5 protein-coding genes and 1 pseudogene are annotated in these 3951 nt (G+C 60.8%); all 6 read left to right on the top strand.

Translation table 11 applies throughout. From position 1 onward, the window contains the following. A partial coding sequence (locus tag ACTJJX_RS34850) for a hypothetical protein (RefSeq protein WP_235577382.1) occupies positions 1-402 on the top strand: 402 nt, incomplete at its 5' end. Between the two features lie 156 nt (positions 403-558). Further along, the gene (locus tag ACTJJX_RS34845; RefSeq protein ID WP_003448749.1) at positions 559-1287 is read left to right on the top strand and encodes a PFL_4669 family integrating conjugative element protein; all 729 of its coding nucleotides are present in this window, start codon (positions 559-561) and stop codon (positions 1285-1287) included. A gap of 5 nt (positions 1288-1292) precedes the next feature. Continuing rightward, positions 1293-1841 carry a DUF3158 family protein gene (locus ACTJJX_RS34840; RefSeq protein WP_003120974.1) on the top strand — a complete coding sequence of 183 codons (549 nt, stop codon included), beginning with the start codon at positions 1293-1295 and terminating at the stop codon, positions 1839-1841. Positions 1842-1888: 47 nt separating this feature from the next. Continuing rightward, a complete protein-coding gene (locus tag ACTJJX_RS34835; protein ID WP_003120975.1) occupies positions 1889-2719 on the top strand; it encodes a Rha family transcriptional regulator in 831 nt (276 codons plus the stop codon). A 29-nt stretch (positions 2720-2748) separates the two neighbouring features. Next, positions 2749-3237 (top strand): single-stranded DNA-binding protein, encoded by a 489-nt coding sequence (locus ACTJJX_RS34830; protein ID WP_010792225.1) that lies wholly within the window; start codon positions 2749-2751, stop codon positions 3235-3237. 155 nt (positions 3238-3392) lie between these two features. Further along, positions 3393-3951 (top strand): annotated as a pseudogene (locus tag ACTJJX_RS34825) (transposase); the annotation flags it as partial.

Raw genomic sequence — 3951 nt, 5'->3', positions numbered from 1 at the left:
TGGGTGTTGCCACTGGCAACACTCCGCCAGGACCAGGCCTCGGCGCCGTCGACGAGCTGGGTGGTGCCACTGGCACCACTTCACCAGGAACCGACCTCCGCGCCGGTGGCGAGTTGGGTGGTTCCACTGGAACCACTTCACCAGGAACTGACTTCGGCGCCGGTGGCGGCTATCAACTTCTCCCACCCAATAGGAACCGAAAAGATGTGCGACTCAATCGTGTATGCCCCTATGGACGAACTCGAATTCGAGCGGCTGCTAGGGCTGGCAACCCTATTCAACGACAACGATGAATGGCCTATCGACTTTACGGAGCTGCAGGAACTGAGCGAGCTGCTCGGCAAGCTCAAAAGTTGCGTCGACGTAGCGATAGACAACGCCCCCGAGGGGGCCAAGAGCTGAAGGAAGCCAACCTCCATGAGCCGCAAGCGGGATGATGATGAACCCGCACTGCCAGCGGAAATACCCCAGCGGCGAACCATGTATTTCCTACTGCGCGCTCCTACCCCGATCAGCACGATGTGGCCGAACCCCTTCCCTATAAAGGAACACTGCACCATGGCTGAAACCCATCGGCTTCAGATCGGCTCTCTCCGCAGCGATGTCGCCCTGACGCTTCACACCTATCACGCCGCCCGCATCTGGACAGGCCGGCAGAAGTCGGATGCCAAGCACAGCATCCTCGGCCTCTCCGGCTTCTGCGCCTACGTGAATCGCATGCACCGCGGGGCAGCACAGGACGATCCGTACTCCGACTGGTGGCTGGTTCAGATCGAAGAGAAAGTCGAGAGCTGCCAAGCCGCGCTCAAGGCCATCGACCAGCGACTGGATGACGTCATGGCCAAGCTGCCCGCGACCCTCGATATCTCCGAGAACCTGTCAGTCACACCGGTCAAGGTCCCATTGTTCATCTCCAACCCTCTCGGCTTCAAGGCGGTCTATCTCCTGACCAACTACGACGAACTCGCCCGTCGAATCCTGCTGGCCCAGCACGTCGGGCTGGTCGGTCGCCGCGACATGGAGGTCTGGCTCGACGAAGGCGCGTCGGTGCTGCGCAGCCTCTTTGGTCTGGCCCAGAGCTACCAGTTCTCGGGCGCCACTCGCGACGACTTCGCCGCGAACAACGCTCGCGCCGAAGTCGCGCGGAAGATGTACGAGAAGTTCGGCGAGATCCCGCAGGACATCCTGGAGGGCACCCGACGCTCGAACTTCGCTCCGCCGATCACTCGGGGCCGCTCTGACGGTGATGCCGATGATGACGCTGACCGTGTTGAGCTTGAGGACTGATCGGAATGCGGCAGCTCGATAAGGACCAGCAAGGCGCTCTGCAACAAAGTGCCTTCCGCCCACTGCAACAAACTGCCTTCCAGGCGCTGCAACACAGTGCCTCACTAAAAGGCCTTTTAAAGCCTTTTAAAGGTAAGGGGGAGCTGGCCCAGTTAGCGGAGCAGTGCGAAGTCCTGGAGCAGGGATTGCTTGAACTCGCCCAGGGACTGCTGGCCCAGGTTCGTCGCCCGCCCTTCACTCTTCTGCCCGCCCGACTCATCGAGCAGCGCACATCCGCCCGCACCACCTTTCTTCGCTGGCAGCACATTGCAACCCGGCGGATGGGCGTCGGGGTGTGGGCGGAAATGCTGCGCCAGGACAAGACCCCGGAATACCTGCTGCAAGACCTCTACCAGATGGAGCTGCAGCGCATCACCCTCAACATGCAGATCAGCTTGATCCACTCCATCGGCAAGCAGGCCGCCGAGTGTGCGGAAAAGATGGGCCAGGCCGAGGCCGAGTTCATGGGCCGACTGCAGCAGAGTCAGACCCGCCCTGGTTCCGTGGGCATGTAGCTGTACCGCTCTACCTTCGACGAAACGATCACCAACGGAGAGAAAACATGAGCAACATCAGCAGCAAGACCGTTTCCAACACCAAAGCCCAGCCCTCCACCGAGGTCAGCGTCGAGATCATCGGCGGCAAGCCCACCACGACCAGCCTCGATGTCGCCAAGCATTTTCGGAAGCAGCACAAGGATGTACTCAAGAGCATTGCGAACCTGGAATGCTCACCTGAGTTTACACAGCGCAATTTTGCGCCGTGTACCCGGCCTGGCTCCAACAACAAACCGGAGCCGTACTTCCGCATGACCCGCGACGGCTTCACCTTCCTCTGCATGGGTTTCACCGGCAAGGAGGCCGCCCGGTGGAAGGAGGCCTACATCAACGCCTTCAACAAGATGGAACAGGCGCTCATCGAGCAACCCGAGATCCTCAGTCACAACCACCTGCTCCAGTTCGCCATCAAGACCCTCGACCTGATGCGCGACCACACCCTCGGCGAGCCAGCCCGACCCAGGACAGAACAGGTCGTATGCAACTACCTGGCCGTCGAGACCTTAGACGCGGCGAATCCCGAGCAGATCAAGCAGGCCCTGAACTTCCTCCAGGGTCAGATCATCGGTGAGGGTGTGGCCGCCAAGTCCTTGCCCAGCGTGGCCGGCTCATCCATCGCCAAGGACCTGCTCTACGGCTTGCTGCGCTCCGCTCATGACGCGGAGCTGCTGTTCAATTCCCTCTACGACAGCGGCGTCGAAAAGCTGGCCAGCGAAGTGTTCAAGGAGCACATGGCCAACACCTTGGCTGCAACGTCTCGGCAAACCCGTGAACTGCTCGGGTACGTGGCCAGCCGCGCCACTCGCTCCCCCTTCAAACCACGCTCCACCCACTAACCCCCTACTCAACCGACTGGAGATTCATCATGGCTACCCCCGTCTTCTGGGAAGGCAACATCGGCTCGACGCCGGAGCACCGTAGCTTCCCCAACGGCAACAATCCCCCGCGGCAGTTGCTGCGTCTCAACGTGATGTTCGACAACTCGATTCCCGATGGCCAAGGTGGCTACAAGGATCGCGGCGGCTTCTGGTGCAGCGTCGAGTGGTGGCATCAGGATGCCCAGCGCTTCGCCGAACTGTTCGCGAAAGGTATGCGCGTCAAGGTCGAAGGCAGGGCGATCATGGACCGCTGGCCCGACAAAGAGTCAGGGGAAGAAGTCCAGGCGCTGAAGGTCGAAGCCTCGCGCATTTCCATCCTTCCGCATCGCCTGGCCGAGGTCACCCTGTTGCCGTCTACCAACGGCCAGTCGACACAACATCAGCAGTCTCGGCAGGTGCCGCCGCAACCTGCTCAGCAGGATGCGCAATCGCAGCAGGACTACGACAGCGCCTTCGACGACGACATCCCCATGTAACAGGCGGCTTAATTTTTGGCCGCCCATTCGTGAAGCTGCGGGTGGCAAGCACTACTCTTCGCCGCCCGCAGCCTCTTAAAAACACTCGAGTGTAGTGGTCTACTGATCCCGGACACCGATTTAGGCGAGAATCCTCGCCGTGAGAGAGGTGTCTGATGAGCAAGCAACGACGTACGTTTTCCGCCGAGTTCAAACGAGAGGCCGCGGCCCTGGTGTTGGACCAAGGCTACAGCCATATCGACGCCTGCCGTTCGCTGGGGGTGGTGGATTCGGCCTTGCGCCGTTGGGTGAAGCAGCTCGAGGCGGAGCGCCAGGGTGTGACCCCGAAGAGCAAGGCGTTGACGCCTGAGCAGCAAAAGATCCAGGAGCTGGAAGCCCGGATCAACCGGTTGGAGCGGGAGAAAGCGATATTAAAAAAGGCTACCGCTCTCTTGATGTCGGACGAACTCGATCGTACGCGCTGATAGACCAGTTGAGTGAGCAGGAGTCGGTGGAAGTGGTCTGTTCAGCTTTCGATGTGGCGCGGTCTTGCTACTACGTCCACCGTCTTCGACGGCGGCGTGTCGATGCTCGCCGCGTGGCGCTACGCAGCCAAGTCAACCAGTTGTTCAGCCAGAGTCGGGGCTCGGCCGGCAGCCGCAGCATTCTGGGCATGCTGCGCGAAGAGGGCGTGACCATCGGCCGTTTCCGAGTGCGTCGGTTGATGCGTGAGCT

The sequence above is a fragment of the Pseudomonas sp. 22490 genome, assembly GCF_052044465.1.
Taxonomy (GTDB): Bacteria; Pseudomonadota; Gammaproteobacteria; order Pseudomonadales; family Pseudomonadaceae; genus Pseudomonas; species Pseudomonas aeruginosa.
This window is presented reverse-complemented; position numbering and strand designations above follow the sequence as displayed.